This window comes from Agrobacterium vitis, assembly GCF_014926405.1.
Taxonomy (GTDB): Bacteria; Pseudomonadota; Alphaproteobacteria; order Rhizobiales; family Rhizobiaceae; genus Allorhizobium; species Allorhizobium vitis_H.
The window spans coordinates 1,449,746-1,473,282 of record NZ_JACXXJ020000003.1; the positions used below are offsets into that span (position 1 = coordinate 1,449,746).

Annotated in this window: 19 protein-coding genes and 5 pseudogenes; 20 read left to right on the forward strand and 4 right to left on the reverse strand. The window is 58.3% G+C overall.

What is annotated here, in order from left to right; translation table 11 throughout:
• Positions 1-19: 19 nt before the first annotated feature.
• The 13 genes and pseudogenes from IEI95_RS29295 (at position 20) to IEI95_RS07860 (ending at position 14,286) form a co-directional block, all read left to right on the forward strand.
• Positions 20-544 (forward strand): MFS transporter, encoded by a 525-nt coding sequence (locus tag IEI95_RS29295; protein WP_234934177.1) that lies wholly within the window; start codon positions 20-22, stop codon positions 542-544.
• Positions 541-1,953 (forward strand): carbohydrate porin, encoded by a 1,413-nt coding sequence (locus IEI95_RS07805; RefSeq protein ID WP_234823940.1) that lies wholly within the window; start codon positions 541-543, stop codon positions 1,951-1,953. The genes IEI95_RS29295 and IEI95_RS07805 overlap by 4 nt, the downstream gene beginning before the upstream one ends.
• Positions 1,954-1,985: 32 nt before the next feature.
• Positions 1,986-2,393: a nuclear transport factor 2 family protein gene (locus tag IEI95_RS07810; RefSeq protein ID WP_060716711.1), complete on the forward strand. Its 408-nt coding sequence runs from the start codon at positions 1,986-1,988 to the stop codon at positions 2,391-2,393.
• A 37-nt stretch (positions 2,394-2,430) separates the two neighbouring features.
• Positions 2,431-3,033, forward strand: coding sequence for a glutathione transferase GstA (gene gstA, locus IEI95_RS07815; RefSeq protein ID WP_060716691.1), 603 nt, complete (start codon positions 2,431-2,433; stop codon positions 3,031-3,033).
• A gap of 192 nt (positions 3,034-3,225) precedes the next feature.
• Entirely contained in the window at positions 3,226-4,125 is a 900-nt protein-coding gene (locus IEI95_RS07820) for a VOC family protein (protein ID WP_060716690.1), read from the forward strand.
• 58 nt (positions 4,126-4,183) lie between these two features.
• Complete coding sequence (locus IEI95_RS07825; protein ID WP_071207463.1) at positions 4,184-5,740, forward strand: bifunctional 3-(3-hydroxy-phenyl)propionate/3-hydroxycinnamic acid hydroxylase MhpA; 1,557 nt, start codon at positions 4,184-4,186, stop codon at positions 5,738-5,740.
• Complete coding sequence (locus IEI95_RS07830; RefSeq protein ID WP_060716688.1) at positions 5,727-6,872, forward strand: MFS transporter; 1,146 nt, start codon at positions 5,727-5,729, stop codon at positions 6,870-6,872. Before IEI95_RS07825 ends, IEI95_RS07830 begins: the two co-directional genes overlap by 14 nt.
• Before the next feature lie 36 nt (positions 6,873-6,908).
• A complete protein-coding gene (locus IEI95_RS07835; RefSeq protein ID WP_060716687.1) occupies positions 6,909-7,802 on the forward strand; it encodes an acetoacetate decarboxylase family protein in 894 nt (297 codons plus the stop codon).
• 13 nt (positions 7,803-7,815) lie between these two features.
• Complete coding sequence (locus IEI95_RS07840) at positions 7,816-8,664, forward strand: fumarylacetoacetate hydrolase family protein (protein WP_060716686.1); 849 nt, start codon at positions 7,816-7,818, stop codon at positions 8,662-8,664.
• 11 nt (positions 8,665-8,675) lie between these two features.
• A complete protein-coding gene (locus tag IEI95_RS07845; RefSeq protein WP_060716685.1) occupies positions 8,676-10,121 on the forward strand; it encodes an aldehyde dehydrogenase in 1,446 nt (481 codons plus the stop codon).
• Positions 10,122-10,306: 185 nt separating this feature from the next.
• Positions 10,307-11,025: pseudogene (locus IEI95_RS07850) on the forward strand (CoA transferase subunit A).
• 1 nt (position 11,026) lies between these two features.
• Positions 11,027-11,706: pseudogene (locus IEI95_RS07855) on the forward strand (3-oxoacid CoA-transferase subunit B).
• Positions 11,707-12,000: 294 nt separating this feature from the next.
• Positions 12,001-14,286, forward strand: a complete 2,286-nt coding sequence (locus IEI95_RS07860; RefSeq protein WP_143116652.1) for a methyl-accepting chemotaxis protein — start codon at positions 12,001-12,003, stop codon at positions 14,284-14,286.
• Positions 14,287-14,465: 179 nt separating this feature from the next.
• Here IEI95_RS07860 and IEI95_RS07865 read toward each other — a convergent pair whose 3' ends face one another.
• Both IEI95_RS07865 and IEI95_RS29745 read right to left on the reverse strand, forming a co-directional pair.
• Positions 14,466-15,470, reverse strand: a complete 1,005-nt coding sequence (locus tag IEI95_RS07865; protein ID WP_060716683.1) for a Bug family tripartite tricarboxylate transporter substrate binding protein — start codon at positions 15,468-15,470, stop codon at positions 14,466-14,468.
• A gap of 21 nt (positions 15,471-15,491) precedes the next feature.
• Positions 15,492-16,157, reverse strand: coding sequence for an amidohydrolase family protein (locus tag IEI95_RS29745; RefSeq protein WP_194416232.1), 666 nt, complete (start codon positions 16,155-16,157; stop codon positions 15,492-15,494).
• Between IEI95_RS29745 and IEI95_RS07875 the strand changes: the two are divergent.
• The 6 genes and pseudogenes from IEI95_RS07875 to IEI95_RS07895 all read left to right on the forward strand — a co-directional run.
• Positions 16,104-16,655 (forward strand): annotated as a pseudogene (locus IEI95_RS07875) (Mu transposase domain-containing protein); the annotation flags it as partial. The gene IEI95_RS29745 and the pseudogene IEI95_RS07875 overlap by 54 nt on opposite strands.
• A gap of 12 nt (positions 16,656-16,667) precedes the next feature.
• Positions 16,668-17,318 (forward strand): annotated as a pseudogene (istB, locus tag IEI95_RS07880) (IS21-like element helper ATPase IstB); the annotation flags it as partial.
• Positions 17,319-17,400: 82 nt separating this feature from the next.
• Positions 17,401-17,820: a hypothetical protein gene (locus IEI95_RS29750; RefSeq protein WP_422387230.1), complete on the forward strand. Its 420-nt coding sequence runs from the start codon at positions 17,401-17,403 to the stop codon at positions 17,818-17,820.
• A complete protein-coding gene (locus IEI95_RS07885; protein WP_060716681.1) occupies positions 17,814-19,919 on the forward strand; it encodes a recombinase family protein in 2,106 nt (701 codons plus the stop codon). The genes IEI95_RS29750 and IEI95_RS07885 overlap by 7 nt, the downstream gene beginning before the upstream one ends.
• A 1-nt stretch (position 19,920) precedes the next feature.
• Positions 19,921-20,079 (forward strand): annotated as a pseudogene (locus tag IEI95_RS07890) (ATP-binding protein); the annotation flags it as partial.
• A gap of 283 nt (positions 20,080-20,362) precedes the next feature.
• On the forward strand, positions 20,363-20,977 hold the full coding sequence (locus tag IEI95_RS07895; RefSeq protein WP_060716680.1) for a LysE family translocator: 615 nt from the start codon (positions 20,363-20,365) through the stop codon (positions 20,975-20,977).
• Between the two features lie 143 nt (positions 20,978-21,120).
• Here the strand turns inward: IEI95_RS07895 and IEI95_RS29300 are convergent, their stop codons facing one another.
• Complete coding sequence (locus IEI95_RS29300) at positions 21,121-22,263, reverse strand: transposase (protein ID WP_234625143.1); 1,143 nt, start codon at positions 22,261-22,263, stop codon at positions 21,121-21,123.
• The gene (locus IEI95_RS29305) at positions 22,161-22,643 is read right to left on the reverse strand and encodes a transposase (protein ID WP_234625144.1); all 483 of its coding nucleotides are present in this window, start codon (positions 22,641-22,643) and stop codon (positions 22,161-22,163) included. The genes IEI95_RS29300 and IEI95_RS29305 overlap by 103 nt, the downstream gene beginning before the upstream one ends.
• Positions 22,644-22,706: 63 nt before the next feature.
• Between IEI95_RS29305 and IEI95_RS07905 the strand changes: the two genes are divergently transcribed.
• On the forward strand, positions 22,707-23,465 hold the full coding sequence (locus IEI95_RS07905; RefSeq protein WP_071205905.1) for a hypothetical protein: 759 nt from the start codon (positions 22,707-22,709) through the stop codon (positions 23,463-23,465).
• Positions 23,466-23,537 lie beyond the last annotated feature (72 nt).

The following is a 23,537-nucleotide window of genomic DNA, read 5'->3' on the forward strand; positions in this document are numbered from 1 at the left end:
AGTGGCGTGGGTATTTCTGATGGCGCACGGGGTCGTCCACCTGCAGGACGTTGGCTACACGTCAGCGGACGCGGCTATGGCCATGGCGATCACGATCGTCGCCTCCTTCGTCGGCAATATGACGGCAGGATTTTTGGGTGATCGCATATCGCCGGCAATCATTGCCGCAGCCAGTATGGTGCTCGTCACCCTTGGCTTCTATCTGCTGAGGCAACCGCAGGGCTTTGCGGGGATACTGCTTTACGCCGTGCCTGCGAGGATCGGTTACGGTGCTTCGCAAGTCTGCATTATGGCGCTTTTGGGAAACTACTTCGGGCGAGAAGCCTTCCCGTCGATGTTCGGTTCGATGATGCCGGTATCCACGTTCTGCGCAGCATCGGGAGCGGCCGGCGCCGGAGCGATTTTCGACCAGACCGGATCTTACGCGCTGATGTTCAACATCATTATCGGCCTCTGCATCATTGGCGCACTCGCCGTGCTGCTCGCCTCGCCGCCCAGACTGAACAGAATTGAAGAATATCCTGCCGGGGGAGCAGGCCGATGAAAGCATCAACTTACATATGGGAGGGGAAAATGCGCGTCCGACTTGGCTATGCCGCCTCGATTGTTCTTGTGACTGCAGCTACTGCTTGTGCAGATGATAACGGCCTTGCCATCGCGGTGCCGCCAGTTAATCCGGTCGGCAGCGTCCAGGAACCCGTATTCGTTGGACCATTGTCGGAAACCGGCAAATGGCTTCACGACAACGGAGTCGATATTCAACTTGATTATGTGAACATCTATCAGAATGCACCGTCCTTTGGATTCGAAGGAGGCTCCTCCGCAAATTACGGAATGTTCGTCTTCGGAGCCACGGGCAACCTGACGCCTGACCTGAGGATCAAATGGGTCGAGACAATCAACTACCCATCGTACAACACTGACAATTATCTCTTCGATCTGTCGAACGCATTTTTTCCGGTGCCTGTTGTGGATTCACGGACTGATCTGACGCGCCTGACGATCGAAGCCGATTTCCTTGATGACAGGCTTCAGATCGAGGCGGGCAGAATGGGACTCGGAAAAGACTTCATGACGCGGGGCTTTTGCGGGGGGCTCGGATGTCTGAACTCGACGCTGGCGACAACTCTCAATATGCCGGGGGAATCGCTTTCAGTTTGGGGTGCGCGCGCAGGCTATCATTTCACGCCCAATACCGCGATCGGTTTCGGGGTCGTTGAGGACAATCCAGACAACTGGCAGGAGGGAAATGGCTGGGACTGGGGCAAGGGTGATGCCGAGGGCGTAATTGCGATCGCGAACCTCACGCACCAGGAGTCGTTTTTCGATAATCCGAATCCGTTGAAATTTGAGGTTGGCGCCTACTATCGCTCCACGCGTTATGAGGATGCTCTCTACAATTCCGGTTGGGGTAACCCGACCTTTGGGCCGGCACCCACGATCGTCGAGCACGAAGGCACGACCGGCGTTTACGGGCAGGTCCGCAAAGTCGTCTGGAGCGCGCCAGGTGCTGGGCCCGTTCCAGAGAACATCGCGCTCTATGGCGGATTGTTTCACACCTTCGGCGACGGTCAGGCCTATCCGTGGGAGGCCTATGCGGGGATCGAATATTCGGGCTTCTGGGCGGAAAATCCCGTCGCCACGATTGGCGCTTCGGTGCATTACATCGGGCTCAGCGAGAAGCGTGCGCAATACGAGAGAAACGCGCGACTATTCTTTTCCGGCATCGACGAGAAGCAGCCGCGGGATACGTTCATGTTCGACGTCCATGGAAGCGTTGGACTTTTCGAGCGCGGTGTTCTCGATCTCGGCGCCGCCTATATCGTCAACCCCAACACGTCTGTGCTCGCAGATTATTCCTCCGGCCGGCAGAAGGACGGCTTTGTCTTCTATGCCACCCTTGCCTTCGACATCAGCGGCGGCCTCGGACTCTCCCCGTTGCGCCGGCCGTGAGGACGTCGTTGCGGACCACAAAGGACAATGTCATGGAACATGAAAACAAAGAACAGCTGGAACGCAACAAGCATCTGGTTCGGGAATTCTATCGTCGGGTCTTCGATGGTCAGAACCCTGATGCCGCGAAGGACTTCGTGACTGAGGACTACCGCCAGCACTGCGACCATATACCCAGCGGTCTGTCTGGGCTCGAAGGTTTCGTGAGGACGATTTTCCCGAATGGGCCGGTGCCAGAACCCGCCGAGATGCTTATTCCTCCGGCATTCATCGTCGCCGAAGGAGACATGGTTGTTGTCGCTGCCTGTTTACCTCAACCTGAACCGGACGGCAGCGGCAAAACCTACGATTATTTCATTTTCGATGCCTTCCGCGTTCGTGGCGATAGGCTTTCCGAGCACTGGAGCAGTGTGAACAAGATCGCACCCCCCAAGCATTGATACCATGCACAACAGCCTCGATTGGGAGTAGCAACATATGAAGCTTTACCAAGTCCCCGGAACCTGCTCGACCGCATCACGGATCGTTCTGGAGGAGGTAGCCATTCCGGTCGATCTCGTGGACGTCGATCTGCAGACCAAGAACCTGCGGGACGGAACGAGCTATCTCGACGTCAATCCCATAGGACAGGTTCCGGCGCTCCTTCTCGACAGCGGCGAGGTCCTTACCGAAGGCGCGGTGATCATGCAGTATGTCGCCGACCAGGCACCGGCTTCCGGGCTTTTGCCGCCACCGGGCGATTTCAACCGCTATCGTGTGCTCGAATGGACGAACTACATCGCAACCGAGTTGCACAAGACCTTCTCGCCGCTCAATCGGCCCAACACGCCGGTGGAATATCGCGACTTGACCAAAACGACCTTCCTGCCCCGGGTTTTCGGTGTCATCGACACTCGTCTCGCCAGTAGCCCTTATCTGGCCGGGGAAGCGTTCACGATCGCCGACGCCTACGCGTTTGTGGTGCTGGGCTGGGCGAAGAGAGCCGAACTCGATCTCTCGGCCTGGCCGGCAATCGTCGCTTATTTGAAGCGCATCGGCGAGCGTCCCTCCGTCAGAAAGGTACTGAACGCGGCGACCTGAGGCCCGACAAAATTCCGGGCGGCGAGCCGCGTGGCTCGCGACCCGCCTACATGCAGACCGAACCTGCGTGTCCGAACATCTCCGGCAAGGTTGTGGTCTCCGCATAGCAGGGTGGGGGAGGGGTGTCTTGCGGACTCGAACGCGAAGAAGCACCACGGGAAAAAATTCATTCATTCAAGAGAAGGAACCGGAATGACATACCTAATTCGACAGATGGGACATGTGGTCATCTCTTCGCCCGATCCGGTCGGCGCTGCCAAGGACCTTTGTGACGTCGTCGGTCTTCGCATCACCGAGCAGGAAGATGACACGGTTTATCTCTCAAGCAACGACCGCCACCACGAAGTGACCTACGTCAAGGGGGACGGCAAGGCGGTGGCCTGCGGGCTGGAGGCCGCCAGCGCCGACGCGGTCGACGAAGTCAAGCGGAGAGCCCTGTCCGATGGCCTCACCGTGCTCGACGACACACCGCTCGGCAAGCACTACGATAAGGCCGTTCGCCTGATCGCGCCGGGAGGCAGTATCTTCGAGGTGCATACGCCGATCACTCGCAATCAGCCACGTCGTTATAACTATTCGACGCCCGGTGCACGGCCCCGCCGCATCGAACATATCAACTCATTTGCGCCGGATACCCAGGCCTTCGGCGAGTTTTGCGAGAAGGTGCTTGGCATGAAGCTGTCGGACCAGACCGGAGAAGATGGCCTGCGTTGGTACCGAGCCGAGGACGGATTTCACCACACCATCGCCATGGGGCCGGGGGAGAGCGGCCTTCACCATTACGCCTTCGATCTCCACTCGCTCGAGGATCTGGCGGCAATCGCCGACAATCTCACCCTTAAGGACAGGGCGCTGGTCTGGGGCCCGGGGCGGCACGGCGCCGGCGGCAACATCTTCACCTACTACGCCGACCCGCATGGCTGCCTGGTCGAAAATTCGATTGAGCTGGACCGTATCGATAATGACGCAACCTACGAGCCACGCACCTGGGACATTTCCGAAGGTCTGGCCGGTCGCTGGCTCAATCTGTGGGGCACACCTCCCACACCGGAGTTCCTACGTCCGGGCATCGCCTTCGACCCGGATTTCTGAGCGTCCGGCTTTCAGAAGCGGTCGCCGGTTGTTCATGCGCGGTTGAGGGAGGAAAGTCATGACAGAATACGATGTCATCATTATCGGCTATGGACCGACAGGCAAGGTACTTGCCCGGCAGCTTGTCGACGTCGGGCACACTGTGGCGGTCGTGGAGCGCTGGCCGCAGACCTATCCGTTGCCGCGTGCGATCGGCTACGACCACGAGATAAAGCGCATTTTCCACGCTCTTGGCATAGCCAGCGAAGTCGCCGCCATCTCCCGGGAGATGGGTCATTACGTCTGGTACAATGAAGACTGGAAAGCGCTGATCGATATCGACGAGACCCGGGAATCGATCTCCGGCGGCCCGACCGGATATACGTTCAACCAGCCCGACCTTGAACAGATCCTTCATGAGGATCTTCTGCACCGCGACGGGATCTCCTATCACCTCGGCATGGAGGCCGTCGCAGCACACGACGCAGAAGATCATATTGTGGTCGAGCTGGCCCGCTTCGACGCGCAGACCCTGACCATCGATCATTCAGAAACACTAACGCTGACCGGCAGCTATCTGGTTGGCTGCGACGGAGCCAACAGCTTCGTACGCAAGATGATGGATGTATCCGTCATCGACCATGGGTTCGACGAATCCTGGCTCGTCGTCGACGTTAGGCCACACGATCTGGATAAGCTTTCGATTCCCAATGCGGCCCAGTGGTGCAACCCGGCACGCCCCACCACGATCGTGCCAAGCGGGGTGCGCAACAGACGCTGGGAATTCATGCTTCGCTCCGACGAATCGCCCACGCAGATGTGCGAAGCCGACAAGGTTTGGGAACTTTTATCCCCGTGGCTTTCACAAGAAGACGGCGAGCTCATCCGCAGCGCGAGCTATCGATTCCGCTCGCTGGTTGCGGGTGGCTGGCGGAAGGGCCGGATGCTGATTGCCGGTGATGCCGCCCATCTCATGCCACCCTTCATGGGCCAAGGCATGTGCGCCGGGCTGCGCGACGTCTGGAATCTCGGTTGGAAGCTCAATCGGGTCCTCGACGGTTCCGCGCCAGAAAACCTGCTCGACACCTACGAAGCCGAGCGTTCTCCCCACGTGGACGCCGTCATCAGAATCTCGATGGCGATGGGACAGGTGATTTGCGTCCCCAATCCCGAAGCAGCTCGCCGCAGGGATGAGGCCTTTTTTGCCGGAAACCTGCCGCCACCGCCGGCTTTCCCGCCGTTGTCCGGTGGCATCATAGCGCGAGACGGTGATGGTAAGCCCATCGGCGGTGCCGGTGAACTTCTCCCGCATGATGATCTGGCGCGCGGCGGGATTCGGGTTCGTCTCGATGATCTGGTCGGCCGGGATTTGGTACTGGTCACACGCATTGCGGTCGATGACGGGCGACTGGAAAGACTTGGCATCCGCCAAGTCTTTCTCGGCGAAGCCGGCTGGCGGGATGTCAACGGGCGCCTCGCACGTTGGCTCGACAGCCGTGGTGCTGTCGCCTACCTCGCGCGACCTGATTTTTACGCTTTCGGCACTGCTGCCAATACCGATGAGGTCGACACCTTGCTTGAGACCTTTGAATGCATGGTGGGGGGAAGAGAGCATGTTCTCAATGAAATCGCATAGCGCCACCATCGCGCTGATATTTGGTCATATCGCCGGGATGATCGATCTTGCGGGCTTGCCGGTCTGGGTCGGGACGCTCTCGGCCGGCTTCGGGTTCGGAAACACGCATGCCGGCGGACTGGTTACCGCATTCCTGCTCGGCGTCGTGCTGGCAAGCCTCTGGGTAGCGCGCATGTTCCACAAACTCCCCGGCCATTTGCTGGCGCCGGGTGGCTACGGCGCAAGTGCAGTCTGCTTCGTTTTGATGTCGCAGCTTCCGCCGGAGTTTGGAACCTTCCTCGCCCTGCATACACTCGCCGGTATGGCCACGGGAGCGGCGCTTTCGTCAACGCATGGAACAATGGGACGGACGGCAAATCCTTTGCGGATCTTTGCGCTCTGCTCGGCCGGATTCGGCGTCTTCGCGCTCGTATTCCTCGGGACCGCGCCAGCGGTGATCGCCCAAAGCGGGCCTCCAACCTTTTTTATGATCCTTGCCGCGATCATGGGAACGGCGGCGCTTGTGACGTCGATGTTCTTCCCCAAGCAGCAGGCGGGGACGGACGTCCAGCACTATACGGCCGCTCGCATCCCTGCCACCGCTTGGCTTGTAACCATTGGAGTGATGCTGATGAACTTCGTCCAGGCCCTGACCTTTTCCTATGTGGAAAGGATCGGCATGGCGAGGGGCTACGGCGAGGGAGAGGTTCAGACAGTCCTCCTGTCGATCGGGATCGTCAATATGTTCCCGGGATTGATCGCCGCTGCTCTCCAGAAGCGGTTACCGCCGCTTGTAGTTGGCATTGCCGGCGCCGCCGTTCAGGCTCTTCTTTCCGTTCTCATCACCGGGTCGAACGATTTCCTGCTGTATGCGGTGCCATCGCTCTTCTTCGCTGCGGTTATGATCTTCACCCACACCTTTCTGTTTGGCTTCCTCGCCAAGGTCGATCCCTCCGCTCGGGCTGCGGCCGCGACGCCTGCGATGACGATGGCGGGCTCTGCGATCGCGCCTCTCCTCGGTGGCGTCCTGTCGGATGTGATCGGCTACCATGCCATTGGCCTAACGGCCGCCGTGGTCGCCTGCGTGACCGTGGCGCTGTTCGCCCGGGCCCATCTGTCCACGCGCGTGATCCAGCAGGCCGGGACAACGTGACATTTACTGACTAGACGCTTTCAAGGAGATCAAAACATGGGCTTCACACCAAACCCCGATCATCGCTACCGAATGCCTGCGGTTTTCGGGCCGGCGGTAGGTCCCCGCCAAAGGCCAGGCGGCGGCATGTGGTCACCGGAAGAAACCGGCACGATGAATGCGGAGTGGATGGCGATCACATATCGCACCGACCCCGAGAAGCTGGCGGCTCTTCTTCCACCCGGCATGAGCTTGCGGGGCGAACCACTGCTCAGCGTTTCCTGCGCCTGGTTCAAAAACCTCTACTGGCTCGCCGGCCGAGGTTACGGCATTCTGTCGCTTGATTTTCCGGTTGCTTATCAGGGCAAAACCGAGACCCTTGATGGCTCTTTCTGCCCGGTGATCTGGGAGGGCCAACCTGAGGCGATCCTGACCGGCCGCGACGAGATGGGCTTCCCGAAACTCTTTTGCGACATGCCCGAAATTGCCTGGGATCGCAAAAAGGGTACGGCTTCTTGCGAGACGTCCTGGTTCGGCTTCAAGTTCTTCGATATCGCGCTCACGGATATGGTCGAAGATGATGCACCACCGAGCCTGCCCGGTTCGGGCGGTGGCGCGGCCATGTACTATAAATATGTGCCCCGCACGAACCCGCGGAAGGGGGGTGGCGCCGACGTCGCCTATGTCACCACACCGGCGCCGCGGCCAGGCGAAGGCCGTCCCGACGCCATCAGTTTCGAGGGCTACGACTTCAAGCGGTGGAGGGCCAACGGCAGCTTCAATTGGCACCGCGCCACGTTCGAGCAGCTCCCGACGACCTTTCACATCGTCAACACCATTGCAGACCTCCCATGTCTCGAAATCGTCAGAACCGAGATGGTCGCCTTTTCGGGCCCTGGCATCGGTGTATCCGTAAACAGCATCCGGCCGGTCGAACCGGCGACTGAGTAAACAGGAAAAAGATATGAAACTTGCCAGATTTGCGGTCGAAGGAAAAATCAGGCTCGGGAGGGTCGAAGGCGACTATGTCTTCGATCTCACGAATGTCGCGCCAGACCTGAATGGCTCCATGAAGCTCTTGATCGAAAGGTTGCACGAACTGCGATCTGCCATTCAGTCCGTGAATGCGCCCTGTTTCCAGCTATCCGAAGTACGTTTGCTTGCGCCGATCGATGATCCCCGCAAGTTTCTGGCCATCGGGATGAACTACAAGGCTCATGCGGAGGAGGCTGCCGCCGCGGGGATTCCGACACCGAAGTCGCAACTCTGGTTCAACAAGCAGGTCACCTGCATCAATGGACCCTTCGACGACGTCGTGATCCCGAACGTCTCCGGAAAAGTCGACTACGAGGCAGAACTGGGTTTCGTCATCGGAAGACGGTGCCGGCATGTCAGCCGCGAGGACGCCCGATCCGTTATTGCTGGCTATTTCGTCGCAAACGACGTCACGGCACGTGACTGGCAGTTCCGCTCGCCCACCTATACACTCGGCAAGAGCTTTGACACGCATGGTCCGATCGGTCCATGGATCACCACCGACGATGAGATCGCTGATCCTCACGGTTTGACCCTTACCCTCTCCCTCAATGGTGAAGAGCGCCAGCGGACGTCGACCGGCGACATGATCTACAACATCTGGGATCAAATCGCCTACCTCTCAACCGTTATGACCCTCGAACCGGGCGATATCATCGCAACCGGAACGCCGTCGAACGTAGGAATTGCGACAGAAACGTTCATGAAGCCGGGGGACGTCGTGCGGGTGGAGGTCAGCGGCCTCGGTGCAATCGAAAACCACTTTGTCGCCGAATGAGGAGAAACGACATGAACGTAGATCTTTTGATTTCCGGAAGCAGCGTGCTCGCGTCACAAAACAAGACGTTCCAGCGGTTTAACCCCTATAATAACGAGGTCGCTTCAGTTGTAGCCGCCGGCTCACCGGAAGACGCGATCGCCGCGGTGCGCGCTGCACACCGGGCCTTTCCCGCTTGGTCTGCAAAAGGTCCGCATGAGCGACGAAAGCTCCTTCTCAAGGCGGCGGACCTTATGGAGCAGCGCTCCGGTGATTTCATCGCGGCTACGACTGAGGAAACAGGTGCGACTGGACCTTGGGGCTCCTTCAACGTTGGAGTTGCTGCGAAGATGCTGCGAGAGGCGGCATCAATGACGACCCAGGTTACCGGGGAAATCATCCCCAGCGAGAAGCCCGGCAGCATGGCAATGGCTGTCCGCCAGGCCGTTGGTGTGTGTGTTGGCATCGCTCCCTGGAATGCCCCGGTCATTCTCGGTACGCGCGCAATCGCCACGCCTTTGGCCTGCGGCAATACGGTGGTGCTCAAGGCATCCGAGATGTGCCCCCGAACCCATCGGATGATTGGCGAGGTGCTGAATGACGCAGGAATTCCTGCAGGTGTTGTGAATGTCATAACGAATGCTCCCGAGGATGCCGCCCGCGTCGTCGAAGCGCTTGTTCGGGCGCCGGAGGTGAAGAGGGTGAATTTCACCGGTTCGACGCGCGTCGGCCGGATCATCGCAAAGCTGTGCGCGGAGGAGCTCAAGCCTTGCTTGCTGGAACTTGGTGGCAAAGCACCATTCATTGTCCTCGACGATGCTGATGTCGAGAGCGCGGTCAACGGTGCGGCATTCGGGGCTTTCATGAACATGGGCCAGATATGCATGTCGACGGAGCGCATCATCGTCGTCGAAAGCATAGCTGACCAGTTTACGAAGGCGCTTGCTGAGAAGGCCGGTAAACTGCCTGCGGGTGACCCCAGCGGCCCGAATGTTCTCGGGGCATTGGTGAGTCTCGAGGCTGCGTTGAAGATGGACGCAATCATTGCGGACGCCTTGGACAAGGGCGCTCAGATCGTTGCCGGCGGCAGACGGAATGGCGCCGTGGTCGAAGCAACAGTCCTCGATCATGTCACCCCGGCGATGCGGATATATAGCGAGGAGTCCTTTGGACCCGTCAAACCGATCATCCGTGTGAAGGATGCGGAGGAAGCTGTCGCAATCGCAAACGACACTGAATATGGTCTTGCCGCTTCGCTTTATACGAACGATGTCACGGCCGGCTTGAGACTCGCGGCGCGGATAAAATCCGGCATTTGCCATATCAACGGACCGACAGTTGCCGATGAGCCGCAGATGCCTTTCGGGGGCGTCAAGGAATCAGGCTGGGGACGGTTCGGTGGCAAAGCCGCGATCTCGGAGTTCACCGACCTTCGGTGGATCACCATCGAAGATCCGAAGCAAGGCTATCCATTCTGATTGAACCAGACTGCATTCCACCTGTTTGCTCGGGCCGGCGCCTGGCCCGCATCGCGCAGGCTGTCGGACTATTTGCCGGCCGACCGGGACGGCTTGGCGGCCGAGACCTCGCTGAGCCGGACCCAAGCCACCCGCTATTGACGTTGTTTCGGTCGCAAAGGTGCCGCCGAGAACCGGAGAGGGAGATGAAAAAAGTCGTTGCAAATCCACAGGAAGCTCTGACCGAGATATTGTTCGATGGAATGACAATTATGGCCTGCGGCTTCGGTGTCTGCGGTATTCCCACCGTCCTTATCGAGGCAATCCGTCAATCGGGCGTGAAGGACCTCACAGTTATCTCGAACAATGCCGGCATCGACAATTTCGGACTGGGCATCCTGCTGGAAAGCCGTCAAATCCGAAAGATGATCTCCTCCTATGTCGGGGAGAACAAGCTGTTTGCCGCACAGTTCCTGTCTGGCGCACTCGAACTGGAATTTAACCCGCACGGAACATTAGCCGAACGGATTCGAGCAGGCGGTGCCGGAATTCCTGGGTTCTACACGAAGACAGGCGTTCGGACGGTCGTTGCTGAGGGCAAGGAAACGCGAATGTTCGGCGACGGCGAGTATATTTTTTGGGGACCAGCCTGACCGCGGACCTCGCTATCTTCCATGCGTTTAAAGGGGACACTGAGGGTAACCTCGTCTATCGAAAAACCGTGAGAAATTTCAATCCGGTGATGGCGATCGCGGCTAAAATGACCATTGCCCAGGTTGAGCACCTTGTGCCCGCGGGGATCATTGATCCTGACGGCGTCCATACATCCGGCATCTACGTACGGAGGATACTGCAGGTGCCGAATCCTGAAAAGCGGATCGAGCAACGGACGGTTCGGCCCAAACCACACCAGGCGCTTGCCTGAGATAGCGTGGTCCAGCGAACAGATGGCTGCGCGAGCCGCGCGTGAGCTAAAAAGGCGGCTTCTACGTGAATTTGATAATCTGTATACCCACTCGTGGCAAACTTCATACCCCAAGGCATGCAGGTGACGCTCCAGAGCGAGAACCGAATGCTTGGGATGGGGCCATTTCCCATCGACGGAGAAGAAGATGCCGATTTGATCAATGCCGGCAAGCAAACCATCACAGAGGCGCCGAACACCAGTTACTTTTCGTCAGCGGAGAGCTTTGCAATGATCCGGGGCGGTTATATCGACCCGTCCATTCTTGGCGCGATGCAAGTTTCCGAACAGGGCGATCTGGCCGATTGGATGATTCCGGGAAAGATGGTGAAAGGCATGGGTGGCGCCATGGATCTCGTTGCCGGCGTTGAGCGCGTGATCGTATCAATGGAACACCAGGCTGGTGGCGAGCCCAAGCTACTCGGTGAGTGCACGCTACCACTCACAGGGCGTCGGGTTGCCGATCTGGTTATCACTGATCTCGGCGTGTTCGAAATCGATCGAAAGGGTAAAACGGGGATGTGCCTGATCGAATTGGCACAAGATGTGTCCTTGGCCGAAATCCGATCGAAGACGCCCGCGTCGTTCGGCGTCCGCCTTACTCCAGAAAGTCCGTTTAGTCTGTTCGGTCGGAACTCGTGAAAAGCTCTACTCGGCACTACCGCAACACGCACCCAGGTCATGTTTTGGCCAAAGAGTTGAACGGTGCCGACTGTGAACGAGCCGACCGGCACGGAGATCCTTCGCTGCCTCGTCCGCGACAAATACAGGTCGCAAGTCGGAGGAGCGATCACGACAACTCACTTAAGCGCGACACGAGCCTCGTCACCGGCCTCAGACTTGGCTAGGGCCGATTGACGTTCATGACCGAGCGCTCCGCGTCTTGAGGTAGAGCCATGCGGACATTCGTCGCTGTGCGCATGGCTTCGGCCGGCTGTGTTAGCACAGTTTTATCTTTTCGATGCGAAGCTGTACCACGGACGAATGGGGGTATTCATGCTGTCGATCAGGAACGTTCTCACAACGGTGTTTTTGCTGTTCAGCCTGGCGCTGTGTATTCTTTGCGGCGGCGCGCTGAACGCTTCCTATTCCAGTTTCCGCACCTACAGCACCGTATCTGCCTACACGGCCGTCAACCGCGCCGTTTTCGATGTCCTTCTTGGTTACCGGCTGGAGCGTGGCCACAGCGTGACGGTTCTCGAAGCGACAATCGAGCAGGGACGCGCTCGGCTTCAGGATGTCCCTGTCGACCGGGCGATGGTCGATCAAGGCATGGCGGATCTTAGAAAGGTCGAAGCGGGCATACAATCCGCCGAACTGGCCGGTTCCTTGAAGAGGATCAATGATTTCTATAAGGAGAACGAGACGCTCCGCAAACGGGCCGACGCACAGTTTTCCACCGAACTCGCCCTGCGGGATCAGGCTGTAGGCAAGGCCTATACGAGCTTCGGCCAAGAATTCCTGAAGGAACTTGAAGCTGCCTCTGCCATCACGGAGAGTAATATCCGCTCGCTCGACAACATGCTTGTCGATCTGTTGCAGATCCGCGCCGGCGCATGGGCCACCCGCGCAGCCGTCGGTGCGGCTTCCATCGTTCTGAACAAGGCGGCTACCACTCAACAGCCTCTCGCTTCAGACGATCTTGTAACGTTGATGACGCAGAATGGCCGGTCCTTCGCGAATTGGGATCAAGTTCGCAATCTTGTCGATCATCCCACAACCGACCGATCGCTGAAGGACAGCTTCAACACGGCGGACAACACCTACTTCAAGGGCCCTCTATGGGACCTTCGCAACTCGATGCATGCGGATCTCTTCAACGGCCGCGGTGCAAAAGTCGCCCTGAAGGACTGGCTGCCTGCGAGCAGCAAGGGTCAGGCCAGCGTGGCGGACGTCGCCCTGGTTGCGATGAAACTCCTCGATGAGAAGGCCCAGGGTCTGGCTCAATCCGCTCTCATGGGTGTCGCACTATACTTGGCCATCCTTCTGGGCGCGATCGGCATGACGATCGTGGGAATGTTCATCGTCATCCGGCGCGTGGCCATCCCTATCACGCGCCTGACCGAATGCATGAATAGCCTTGCGCAGGGAAATCGCGACGTGATCGTTCCCGGCGGAAAAAGGACCGACGAGATCGGCGGCATGGCGCGATCGGTCGAGGTGTTCCGGCGAGCCGCCATCAGAAACTCGGAACTGGAAGCGGAAGCCATCGAGAACAACCGCAAAGCGGAGGCCGAACGTCTGGCAATCGAGGAACGCGCCGCGGCCGAAGCGGAAATCCGCCTCAACAAGGCCACCGGTGCGCTGGCCGCGGGGCTCAGAAAATTAGCCTCGGGCGATATGCTGTGCGAAATCAACGAGGAATTTGCGCCCCAGTTCGAAGCGCTGAGACAGGATTTCAACTCGTCCGTTGCTCAACTGAGGGAGGTGTTGCTGGCTGTTGCCGATTCGTCCGGCAACGTCCATGGAGGTTCCGGCGAAATCTCTAACGCATCAAGCGATCTTGCGAAGCGAACGGAAAGCCAGGCGGCTTCGCTGGAGGAAACGGCGGCCGCGCTGGAAGAGATTACAGTGAACGTCCAGACGACGTCCGTTCGCACTGCCGAGGCTCGCGATCTTGTCCAGGGCGCGCGGAAAAAGGCCGATCATTCGGGCGAAGTGGTTGGAAACGCCGTCGATGCCATGGGGCGGATCGAGCAGTCTTCGAGGCAGATCATCCAAATCATCAGCGTCATCGACGAGATCGCCTTTCAGACCAATCTCCTTGCCTTGAATGCCGGGGTAGAAGCTGCCCGGGCCGGGGAGGCGGGAAAGGGCTTCGCCGTCGTTGCGCAGGAGGTTCGTGAACTCGCTCAGCGTTCGGCGCGTGCAGCCAAGGAAATTAAGACGCTCATCACGAATTCCGAAATAGCCGTTTCGGAAGGCGTGAAACTTGTCGGCGACACGGGCAGAGGGCTTGCCGATATCGTTGATCTCATCCAAGCGATAAACCAGCATATGGACGCCATAAGCACTGCCGCGAGGGAACAGGCCTCAGGATTGAAGGAGGTCAACTCCGCCGTGAATCACATGGATCAGGCAACGCAGCAGAACGCAGCCATGGTCGAAGAGATGAACGCCGCAAGCCTCGGCCTTGCGCAAGAATCAGAGAAACTCACGCAGTTGCTTTCAACATTCCGCACCTCCGGGGGCTCTGCCGAAAGAACACGTCGGGCGGCGTAAGTTCTCGGCTACGATTGCGGGACCCCATACCGAGAACGCGAGCGTGATTTTGGTTCCGAAGCGCCGGGCCTTGTGGTTCCCGCTCCAAACCTATTGGACCGGTAGGAGTTCTGTGGGCCCTTAAATCGGGTAATCTCTTTTGATGGCCGAGCTCGCAAATCTAACACATTGCAGCTGAGCTAGTTTTGTTGTTCAGGTTTCAGGAATTTCGACCAGGCAGCGATCTCTCTATTTACCAGGTCCTGCATGTAATCGCCAGACCGGTGATCGTCGGGCGGCAGGCTTGCTCCGATCGTACCCAGCTTTTCACGGACATTGTTTTGCGCCAGAGAATTCTGCAGAGCCGCGTTTAAGGTTTTCACGACTGCCTCTGGGGTGCCGACTGGAACAAAAAGGCCCGTCCAAGTTTCCGTCAGAAACTCGGGCAGTCCTGCTTCGGCACTGGTGGGAGCATCCGGAAGGACGGGGGAACGCTTTTGTGCGGCAATCGCCAATATGCGAATGCTTCCTGCCTTTGCTATAGGTGCCGCCGAGGCCAACAGGTCGCATCCTCCGGCTATTCTTCCTCCAAGCACATCGGTGATCGTCTGCCCGAACCCCTTATACGCGATGAGGTTGGGCTCTACGCCAATGAGCTTGAACAACATCACACACGCGACGTGGGAAGCAGCTCCGATACCGCCATGTCCCATGGCCGGCGCGCCTTTCGCGCTTTTCGCGTGATCGATGAATTCCTCCAGGTTCTTTGCCGGGAAATCCTTGCCGACGTAGATGACGTTCGGGCTGGTAGAGACCAGCCCAAGATATTTGAGATCCTTGCGTGGATCGTACTGCAGCGATCGATTGATCGTCACCGCCGCCGCCAGCGTCCCCATGTGCCCGAGCCCAATCGTGTAGCCGTCCGGTTCGGCCTTTGCAACCCGCGCCGTCCCGATCGCTCCGCCCGCACCGCCAACGTTCTCGACGAGAACATTCTGGCCGAGATGCCTTGACATTGCTTCTGCGATCACGCGTCCCGTCGCGTCTGCCGCGCCCCCGGCATTGAAGGGTACCACCATAGTGATCGGCTTCTCCGGGAAGTTTTGAGCACTGACGGCGGTGCTGTTCGCAATGCAGCCCAGCATCGAGAACGCGGTAAAACACAACATCTTGGGCAATATTTTGCTATTCAGCGTGTTGAGCATAGTTTTCTCCTCTCCAAAACGTCACTTTCGCGTGCTCGGGTCATCAACGAATACGTGTGGGAAACCCGTAGAGATTGGCGGGATTTTTCCACATGATATCTTCGATCGTATGCGGCGAGCCGACGGCTTCAACAAATCGCTCCACAAGACCCGAACAAGATAACGGGCGCCACGGGAGGGGACATCCGGCCCGAAGTGGCTTTCATGCGGAGGGGGGTGTGGCCAGTCACTACCCCATACGCATCGGCTGGGACAGCGATCAATCAAGGCTGAAAGCCAGTCCGGATCTGGTTCGATATTCAACGGCCGATCCGGCCTTCTATAAGGCGACGACAGTTTCACCCAGATGTGTTCTGCTTCAAGAAGGCGCAGCAATGCCCTTCCCTTTTCATCTGATGGACGGGCCTGCCCGTAAAGACCATAATGATCGATGACTGTCGGAATGCAAATTCCGAGACAATCCGCCCCCTGATTCCGAAATGATCTCGCCCCTCCATTCCGAGAAATAGTCGCCCCCTTGTTCCGAGATGATGCCGCCCCCTTTGGCAGGGATGTGGTGTGGGAGTTCTGCCGGTGTGAAGTTCCTTCCGTCGATGTTGACGAGGAAGGAACGGGATGCCTGCGGAGAGACTGGAATGGCGCGTCCGGCGTGCCGGGCTGGATTATCACGTCGAGATCGAACGGCATTATTATTCGGTTCCCTATCGCTTTGCCCGCGAGCAAGTAGAGGCGCGCATCACCGCCAATACGATCGAGATATTCCACAAGGGCGCGCGGATTGCCGCTCACCGCCGCTCGAGCGGTAACGGCAAGCACACGACCATCCCCGATCATATGCCCTCGGCGCATCGTCGGTTCGCCGACTGGACGATCGAACGCATTCGACGCGAAGCCTCAGCCATGGGGCCGGATGTCGACCTGTTGTGCGAGCGCATCCTTGCCGACCGGCCGCATCCCGAGCAGGGCTTTCGCGCCTGCCTTGGGATTATCCGCCTTAACAAGAGCTTCGGCCGCGACAGGGTCAATGCCGCTTGCGCCCGAGCGCTGGAGATCGGGGCCCGGACCTATGGTTCGGTGCGCTCCATCCTCGACAACGACCTCGACCGGACGGCGAGCTCGAATAGATCCGCCTCGCACGAACCGATCCACCACGAGAACATCCGCGGACCTCGCTATTACCACTAAGGAGAACGAAGAATGCTTGCTCATCCAACACTTGATCGACTGAACGCCATGGGCTTGGCCGGCATGGCCAAAGCCTTCGGCGAACTCGTCGCCAACGGCGAGGCCGAACATCTCTCGCATGCCGAATGGCTCGGATTGCTGCTCGAGCGGGAATGGAGTTCCCGTTACGACCGCAAACTTGCGGCGCGTCTCAGGTTCGCCAAGCTTCGTCATCAGGCGACCCCGGAAGATGTCGATTATCGCGCCGACCGCGGCCTCGACCGTGCGCTCTTCATGAAGCTGCTCGGGGGCGACTGGATCGGTGCTCACGACAATCTGGCCATATGCGGACCCTCGGGCGTCGGAAAGAGCTGGCTGGCTTGCGCTCTCGGTCAGAAGGCTTGCCGTGACGATCGTTCCGTTCTCTATCAGCGGGTCCCACGACTCTTTGCCCAGCTCGCGCTCGCCCGCGGCGACGGCCGATACGCTCGTCTGCAACGCACCCTGGGTCATGTCCAGCTCCTGATATTGGACGACTGGGGCCTCGAGCCGCTCAACGAGCAAGCCCGTCACGATCTGCTGGAAATCCTCGAGGACCGCTACGGCCGTCGTTCGACGATCATCACCAGCCAACTCCCCATATCCGCCTGGCACGGTGTCATCGGTGAGCCAAGCATCGCAGACTGCCGCTATTATCGACGGGGTGGTGCATTATGTAACCATCATTGACCCGCGCCACGGCCTTGCGGGTCAGCGTCTTGAGCTGGTGTCAGTCCAATCCGGACGCGGGCTGGCATTTGTTGTTGTGCGATTACCTGACGGACGCCGCCGTTCCATTCGCCGGTCGGTCACCGACCTTGTAACCGCTTCGCCTGACGCGCGGAGCGAGTTGGAGTCGGCGCCTCGCATCAGCGTTCGAACCCTGCTCACATTGATGCGCCATTTAGACAGCATGGTAACCTCCCGTTCCAAGGAGGTGATTCGCGATGACCGTGCAATCGAATCCGTACCGGTATCGTGTAGCGTCTCAGTCCCTCGTAAAGCTTCTGACCCCCAATACGACACTCCCGCATCCGTGGCCCGATCTGCCGCCAGAAACGCAGAAACAAATCGCTCAAAAGTTTGCACCCCTGTTGATGCGGATGCGGTCGATCCGCTCGTCGGCAAAGGTGGATCGACATGCTGAGAGCGACGAATAGCCCGGACGAGCGTATCACTGCCGAGCATCGCGGCAAGCTCGCCTACATTTATGTCCGCCAGTCTTCTGTAAATCAGGTGCGGCATCATCAGGAAAGCACGCAGCTTCAGTATCGTCTCGTCGAGCGTGCCGTCGGCCTTGGCTGGCCACATGAACGCGTGCACGTCATAGATGACGATCTGGGCAAATCCGGTTCGGGCAGCGTTGAGCGAGAGGGCTTCAAGAAGTTGATCGCGGAGATCGGGCTGGGCAATGCTGGGCTTGTCATCAGCCTCGACGCCTCCCGGCTCGCCCGCAACAATCGTGATTGGCATCAACTCCTTGATCTGTGCGCATTGTTCGGCGTTATTATCGCCGACGGAGAACGGCTCTACGACCCTTGCGCTTACCACGACCGCCTGTTGCTCGGCCTATCTGGCATCATGAGCGAAGCGGAGCTGCACCAGATCAGGCAGCGCCTTCATCAGGGTGAGCGCCAGAAAGCGGCACGCGGCGAATTGCGGCTTTGCCTTCCTGCTGGATTGGCTCATGACCGCTCGGGCCAGATCACTCTCAATCCCGACGAGGAAGTGCAGGCAAGGCTCGACCTCGTCTTCGGCAAGTTCCGCGAATTAGGAAGCGCGCGGGCTGTGATGCGCTATCTGCGAAAGGAGAATTTGCCGCTACCAATACGCCCGCTGCGTGGTCCGGCGCCGCACGAAGTCGTGTGGCAAGAGGCCACCAACCCACGCGTGCTCAGCATTCTCCATAATCCCGGCTATGCTGGAGCCTATGTCTATGGTCGGCGGCGGCAAACTGGCGGGCGCATTCGTCAGGACGTGTATCGGCCGCGGACGGCCAAGGTGCCCATCGAAGACTGGGAGGTCTGTTTGCAAGCTGCCCATCCTGGTTACATCGGCTGGGAGGAGTTCATGGACAACCAACGACGACTGGAGAACAACATCAACCACTACGAAGCCGGCCATACGGGAGCGCCACGCAAGGGCGCCGCACTGCTGCAGGGCATCGCTGTTTGCGGGCGGTGCGGTCGGCGGATGAGTTTGCGCTATAGCGGCCCTGCAGGGAACTATCCCGTTTACACATGCCGTGCCGATCGCGGTCACGACGGAGGGCCGTTATGTCAGGAGGTACGCGCTCTGCCCGTCGACGCACGCATCGAAGGCATTCTACTCGAGGCTCTGGCCCCGGACAGGATCGCTATTGCCATCGCCGCACTGGGTCAGATCGAAGAGGAAGCACACCAGCTTGAGCGTCAATGGGCATTGCGGCGTGAACGGGCGCGCTACGAGGCGGAAAGAGCCCGACGCCAATACGACGCAGTCGAACCCGAGAACCGCCTGGTGGCCCGGTCGCTGGAGCGAGCATGGGAAGAGAAGCTACGTGCAGCCGAGGCCATCGAGCAGGACTATGAACGGTGGCGCTCCGACGAGCCCCTCGTCCTGAGCGAGGCAGATCGCGACGGGTTACTGGCGCTCGGGGAGAACCTGCCTGGCATTTGGCGTGCCCCATCGACCACGGCGGCCGAGCGAAAGAGCATCCTGCGCCTCATCATCTGCGAGGTCGTTCTCGACCAGAAACGGCTGCAAGGACAGGTCTGGATCAAGATCCTGTGGCAAACGGGAGCGACAAGCGAGCACTCTGTCCAAAGGCACGTTCATACCTATGGCGACTATATCGATGTCGATAAATTACGAGCGCGCGTGGCGGAGCTGAACGCTGCTGGCAAAATGGATAAGGAAATCGCCTCATCGCTAAACTCGGAAGGCTTTCTTGCGGCACGGAATTGCGCCTTCAAGGGTGAGAATGTCTGGCTCTTGCGCAGGCGTTGGGGCATTCCAACCGTCAAAATCAACGGCACGAGCTCCAATCCCGTCAGGTGGCCGGACGGAACCTACTCCGTTCAAGGGGCAGCCGCGGCCTTGGGCATCACACCACAGGTCATCTTCGATTATCTCGCCCGCGGATGGCTCAAGGGACACCAACACGCCAAGGGCCAGCCATGGCAGATCGAATTGACGCAGGACCAGATCGACATCCTGCGCGCTCGCGCTCAACGCAATAGACGATCGAGGAAACAGGCATCATGAAATCATTGGTGACGCCAAGATGACGACCGCTCTACTCGATCGTTTGACCCATCGTTGCCATATCCTGGAAACCGGGAACGACAGCTTCCGCTTCAAAGCCAGCTCGGCCGCAGCAGCACACAAGAGAGGAGAAAAAGCCAATCCCTTGACCAAAGCCTGATCAGAAAACCATATTCAGAGGTGGCTCACTTCTCGGTGGAAAAACCGGCTCAGTTCCGCGTGGAAACCAACAATAGGCGGTTTCAACGATATGACGGCGTTTTTCGGCAGCGTCGGCGCGCAGTGGCATGGCAAAACCTAAGTGATACAGATCAGTATCACTTGCGCAGAACCTGAGCATTGGTCAATGTGCGATCGCGAGGATTTCGCTCCTACCCACTTCCGCATGGGGAAAAACCGCGTATTCTGAAAGCCCGTAAGCAATCAAGACTTTCGGGGGTTCCATGGATATTTCGACCTTATTCGCGTTCGCAGCGGCCTTCTTCGTGTTTGCCGCCAGTCCCGGCCCGGACAATATGACGATCGTCGCTCGTACGATTTCACAAGGCGCGGCCTCTGGCATTGCCTACGGGGCAGGAACTGTCGTCGGCATCCTGCTTTTCCTGGCGCTGGCCGCGTTCGGCCTCTCGATCATTGCCGCCGAAATGGGGATCGTCATGGCAATCCTGCGCTATGTCGGCGCGGCCTGTCTGATCTGGATGGGCATCAAGCTTTGGACGGTCGAACCTACCGTGCCAGAGCTGCAACCTGTTTCCGAGCGGCGTGGACTACTGGCGGTCTTCGCGACCGGTATTGCCCTCAACCTCGGCAATCCGAAAATGCCGCTGTTCTACGTGGCGCTGCTACCGAACGTGGTCGGCTCGTCCCTGGCCCCCGGCGACATCGGGGCTCTGGCGGCTGTCATCCTCGCTGTCGAGATAGTTGTAATCGGAGGGCATGTTACCCTCGCCGGCAGAGCTCGCAAGCTTCTCCGGACGCCAACCGTAGTCCGCCGCGTGAACCGGACAGCCGGGGGAGTCATGGTAGGTGTTGGCGTTGCGGTTGTAGCGTCGAGGTAGACCGACAAATTGTCGCAAAAGTTGGTCGCAAAACTCAGACTTCTACGTCTGAGTTTTGCGACAGAAATTTCCCTTAAAATTCAGGGGCCGTCGATCTGTCGCAAATGTTCGGCAGACCGTCCCAAAACTCTGCGGATAGCTAATTATCTGTACCTGTTGGCGCGGGGCGCTATGGAACGCAAAATCTCATAATCTCGATCCCGAGAGAGGAATGCGAAGCGTTTCCCCGGTATGTCGGACTTTCTGAGTTCAAAATTGACGAATATCGGCCCCTCACGCCGGAACAGCGGCGATGAGGCCGGGAACGCCGACGAGAGTGATGGCTCTTCTAATATTATAGGCATCATAAAAGCACCGTGGCACATCCATTGCTTTATCGTTGGGAATGGATGCTCGACGCTTTCACGTCGCCGGTCGAGAACGTTAGGTCTCGCCGTCAAGCGTGCCGCCATGCGATCAAGGACGGCCTCGTTCTCAAGTCGGGAGACGCGGCGATAGGGGTTGTTCGTGCAGCGTGGCTTTAGGGCGCAGCCCTTGCAAGCGTCCCTGTTGCAATAGTCGAACTTCACGTTCTCGCGTGACTTGCTCTCGTAGCGTGGGTAGAGAACCTGCTCGGCCGGGCAGATATAGACATCCTTGTGCGGGTCGTAGCGGAACGCCTCCTTGGTGAAGAAGCCCTCGCGTGCGGCCGGTCCGCGGATCGGCTTGGGAATATAGGCACTGATGCCGGCCTTCTCACAAGCCTCGATGTCCTCGATCTTGAAGTAGCCGCGATCGGCCACCGCCTCTATTTTGTCAACGCCGAGCGTTTCCATGGCAGCTTCGACCGTCGTCGCCAACAAACCTATGTCGAGGACCTGGTTGCACACTTCCTGTTCGACGATCAGCTTGTGCTTCACATCCACGGCAAGCTGGATATTGTAGCCGACGCCGACCTTCGTCATGCGGGCCATGGCGCGAGCTTCCGGATCTGTCACCGAGATCTGGTCCTCGCCGGTTTTGTCTAGTTCATCCAGTAGCGCCTTATGGCGATCGCGCTTGCCTTTGATGGCCGCGATCTTCTCCGCAAGTTTGCCATCGCCGCGACCAGATCCATTGCCCAGCTTCTTTTCGTCGATGTCACTTTCATCGAGCCACTTCATGTAATCGAAAAGCTTCTCGTCGGCCTCGGTGATGAACTTGGTCACTGCGCCACGGGTGAAGTTGCGATCCTTGTTGTTGACCGCTTTGATCCTCGTGCCATCGACCGCCAGAAGTTCTTTTCCGAACAAGTCGAGCTGCGGCATAGGATGACGAATTCCCGGAAGACCTGCCGGAATGCGGACCAGTTGATCCTGCGGAAGGCGGCGATGCTGCGAAAATCCGGCTTCAGGTGGCGCAGAAGCCAAATCACCTCGATGTTGCGATGAGCCTCGGCCTCCAGCCTCCGGCTCGACCGCACCCTATTGAGATAGCCGTAGATGTATATTTTAAGCAAATCCGACGGATCGTATCCAGGACGGCCGGTGTCTTTCGCCGCCACCCGCACAAACCCGGCGGCAACAAGATCCAGCCCTTCAACGAACGCCTCGATGAAGCGAACCGGGTTATCGGGACCAATATAATCCTCAACTGCTTCCGGTAGAAGCAGCATCTGCGAGCGATCAACTCCTGATAAATGTGCCATGGCAAATTCTATCATGGCCCGCTACTCTGAGGAATCCCCGATGGCGGCCTTGGAGACAATTGCGTGTTTGAAGACCAGTCATTTAGCATCAAGGTTGATCAGATCGAATGCCACGTATTCGGTATCTTTCAGCTTTCCGAGACTGTCGAGGAAACAAGGAAGGCAAGTTGGGAAGCTCTTCTCATAAAGAACCCCGCCGCCTTCGACGGAGCTTTGCTACGTATGGCGGATCATCGAATTGATGACGGCAGGTTAATTGTCGCTGCAAATAGCACGTCGTTTTCTGCCTATGTGGCAACACGTCATCCCGGATTTGGTGACAAGTATCCGCACGCGGCCCGAGCTGATCCGCTCGGAATGACTGCTGTTGTCTTGACAGCAGACGATTGTATCATCGTCACCAAGAGAAGCCTCATGGCGGATCAAAATCCTGGGGGGCTCTATTTTATCGGAGGATATGCCGAACCCTGTAAAGGCTCCGACACGGTCGATCTTTTCGAGGAAGCTGCTCGCGAGATCGCAGAGGAAATTGCTGTACTTGATCTTACCCGATCTGCATCGTTCGCAATTGGCCTCGCTTATGATCCCGTATTCTGCCACCCAGAACTATTCCTGTTGATGGTGAGCAAATCGACAGCCGCTGATGTTTTAGAAGGCGCTCAAAGTGCGCCAGATCGAAATGAGGCCGCTCAACTCCTTGCGTATCCAATGATCGACGTTCTTGATGAGGACGGGCCATTGGCAATGGCGCCTAAAACATGGAGCTTCATCAAAGCCAGAAATTTTCTTGCACAGCATTTACTGGCAAGTGATGCTATTTAGAGTTTTCGGACAGTCTGTAGGAGTTGTGTAAAACCATTCTTGCTGAAGCCGACACCTTCGCATCCAGCATTT

Bases quoted from the DNA above. Each gene is read 5' to 3' on its own strand.
- IEI95_RS29295 (WP_234934177.1), top strand. From the start codon at position 20: ATGGCGCACGGGGTCGTCCACCTGCAGGACGTTGGCTACACGTCAGCG.
- IEI95_RS07805 (WP_234823940.1), top strand. From the start codon at position 541: ATGAAAGCATCAACTTACATATGGGAGGGGAAAATGCGCGTCCGACTT.
- IEI95_RS07810 (WP_060716711.1), top strand. From the start codon at position 1,986: ATGGAACATGAAAACAAAGAACAGCTGGAACGCAACAAGCATCTGGTT.
- gstA (WP_060716691.1), top strand. From the start codon at position 2,431: ATGAAGCTTTACCAAGTCCCCGGAACCTGCTCGACCGCATCACGGATC.
- IEI95_RS07820 (WP_060716690.1), top strand. From the start codon at position 3,226: ATGACATACCTAATTCGACAGATGGGACATGTGGTCATCTCTTCGCCC.
- IEI95_RS07825 (WP_071207463.1), top strand. From the start codon at position 4,184: ATGACAGAATACGATGTCATCATTATCGGCTATGGACCGACAGGCAAG.
- IEI95_RS07830 (WP_060716688.1), top strand. From the start codon at position 5,727: ATGAAATCGCATAGCGCCACCATCGCGCTGATATTTGGTCATATCGCC.
- IEI95_RS07835 (WP_060716687.1), top strand. From the start codon at position 6,909: ATGGGCTTCACACCAAACCCCGATCATCGCTACCGAATGCCTGCGGTT.
- IEI95_RS07840 (WP_060716686.1), top strand. From the start codon at position 7,816: ATGAAACTTGCCAGATTTGCGGTCGAAGGAAAAATCAGGCTCGGGAGG.
- IEI95_RS07845 (WP_060716685.1), top strand. From the start codon at position 8,676: ATGAACGTAGATCTTTTGATTTCCGGAAGCAGCGTGCTCGCGTCACAA.
- IEI95_RS07865 (WP_060716683.1), bottom strand. From the start codon at position 15,470: ATGCTCAACACGCTGAATAGCAAAATATTGCCCAAGATGTTGTGTTTT.
- IEI95_RS29745 (WP_194416232.1), bottom strand. From the start codon at position 16,157: ATGCCGTTCGATCTCGACGTGATAATCCAGCCCGGCACGCCGGACGCG.
- IEI95_RS07885 (WP_060716681.1), top strand. From the start codon at position 17,814: ATGCTGAGAGCGACGAATAGCCCGGACGAGCGTATCACTGCCGAGCAT.
- IEI95_RS07895 (WP_060716680.1), top strand. From the start codon at position 20,363: ATGGATATTTCGACCTTATTCGCGTTCGCAGCGGCCTTCTTCGTGTTT.
- IEI95_RS29300 (WP_234625143.1), bottom strand. From the start codon at position 22,263: ATGCCGCAGCTCGACTTGTTCGGAAAAGAACTTCTGGCGGTCGATGGC.
- IEI95_RS29305 (WP_234625144.1), bottom strand. From the start codon at position 22,643: ATGGCACATTTATCAGGAGTTGATCGCTCGCAGATGCTGCTTCTACCG.